Annotated in this window: 2 protein-coding genes; one reads left to right on the top strand and one right to left on the bottom strand. The window is 29.4% G+C overall.

The features are described 5' to 3' along the window. Window positions 1-109 precede the first annotated feature (109 nt). Window positions 110-985 (bottom strand): zinc transporter ZupT, encoded by an 876-nt coding sequence (gene zupT / locus FBF15_RS09375; protein ID WP_002870233.1) that lies wholly within the window; start codon window positions 983-985, stop codon window positions 110-112. Between the two features lie 195 nt (window positions 986-1,180). Between zupT and FBF15_RS09370 the strand changes: the two genes are divergently transcribed. Next, a partial coding sequence (locus FBF15_RS09370; protein ID WP_198508440.1) for a cache domain-containing protein occupies window positions 1,181-2,147 on the top strand: 967 nt, incomplete at its 3' end.

Below are 2,147 nucleotides of genomic sequence, written 5' to 3'. Positions count from 1 at the left end.
AAAGGTTTTAATTAATCATTCAAGCCCTTTCTTTGGGCTTGAATTTTAAAAATTTATGCTATGATTTTGTATATTTTATAAATAAACACTTAAAAACAAAAAATAATTTTCAATATTCAAGTAAATTTAAACTTAAAGCCATTATCATCATTCCTGCGATAAGTCCATATAAACTATCATGAGCCTTATCATAAGTTTTTGCAGCGGGCAAAAGCTCATCAAGAGATATAAAAACCATAATTCCTGCAATCACAGCAAAACTTATAGCTAAAGTAAGATCGCCTATAAAAGGCAATAAAATCAAAGCTCCAACAAAAGCACCCAAAGGCTCTGCAAAACCCGAAAGAGCTGAATAAATAAAAGCTTTTTTCTTATCTCCTGTAGCATGGTAAATTGGCAAACTCACAGCCAAACCTTCTGGGATATTGTGTATAGCCACAGCTATAGCTATAGCAATTCCTAAAGTAAGATTATCAAGACTTGAAATAAAAGTAGCAAAACCTTCTGGGAAATTATGTATAGCAATAGCCAAAGCTGTAAAAATCCCTGTACGTTTTAAAGCTTTAGTATTGATCTGATGCAACTTTTCTCCAGGATGAAATTTCGGAGGATTTTGTCCTTTTTGGGGCAAGGGACAAATTTTTAACTCGCTTAAATCCTCTTTAGGCTCGTGAGGATTGACATCTTCGGGGATTAATTTATCAATCAATAAAGATATTAAAATTCCACCAAAAAAACAAGCCAATCCTAAAAGTTCGGCCCAATGTGAATTATAATAATTTTTAAAATCTTTAAGAGCAGTGGGTAAAATTTCCATAAAAGAAATGTATATCATTACTCCAGCTGAAAAACCAAGCCCTAAAGAAAGCACCCTTAAATCATCTTTTCTAGAAAAAAAGGCTATTATAGAACCTATAGCCGTAGAAAAACCTGCAAAAAGAGTCAATAGCATTGCGATAAAAATTTGTTCAAATGTAAATTGCATTTATTAATTCTTAATATATAATTATAGTGTTTTATAATTATATATATGTAAAAAGTTAATAAATGGCAAAAAGTATAAAAAATACTAAAATTTTTAAGAATATTTATGTAAAAAAGTTCATTTTTATGCATTTCTTTCTCTATATTTCTGCTATAATAATAATTTTATTTCCAAAATATAAATATAGGAGTTATAATGCAAAAAATGAATTCAGGCAAATCCGTTGGAGTTTCAGTCAAACTTACGCTGTGGGTTGGAATTTTAGTTGTATTAATTTTAGCAATCACAAGTACCGTTAGTTACTTTGATGCCAAAAATCACACATATGAATTACTAAAAGAAAATCAATTAAAAACTATGGATGATGTTAAAGTAACTTTTGAAAACTATTCCAAAAGCAAGCAAAAAGCTATAGAGGTTCTAGCATATGAAAGTGCTAAAAAATTAGAAGATGAAAATATTTCACTGCTTCTAGATTCTTTTAAGAAGGCGTTTGATTTTGATATTGTTTTTATTGCGTTTGATAAAAACAACAAAATGCTTTTGTCAAATGGAACAATTTTAGATAAAAAATCAAATTTTGACATTACAAAACAAATTTGGTATCAAGAAGCAAAAAATAACAAAGGCATCACAATAACTCAACCATATAAATCCCCTATAGATCAAGAGATTGGTATAACTTATGTTTTCCCTATTTATAAAAATAATCAACTTATAGCTTTCGTTGGAGGCGATTACAATCTAGATAAATTTTCCAAAGATGTATTATCTTTAGGACACTCATCAACTACTTATGCTGCTGTTTATGACTCTGAAGGAAGAATTATTTTTCACGAAGTGCTTGATAGAATTTTAACAAAAAACACTTTAAGCGTTAATATTGCTAACGCCATAAAAGAAAACCCTGAATATATAGATCCAAATAAGAGAGATATTCTTTTTCCTGTATTTGATGATAAAGGTATCAAATATGAAACAATGTGCGATACAAGTTCCAATGGATTATATCGTATTTGTGCTGTAACTTTAGATAGTAACTATACTTCCGCTGTTAATTCCATTTTAATGAAACAAGCTATAGTCGGTATTATAGCTATAATCATAGCTTTAATCTTGATTAGATTTTTAATCAGCAGAAGCCTCTCCCCACTTGCAGCTA

It is taken from the genome of Campylobacter sp. CFSAN093233, from assembly GCF_011068165.1.
Lineage (GTDB): Bacteria > Campylobacterota > Campylobacteria > Campylobacterales > Campylobacteraceae > Campylobacter_D > Campylobacter_D jejuni.
This window is presented reverse-complemented; position numbering and strand designations above follow the sequence as displayed.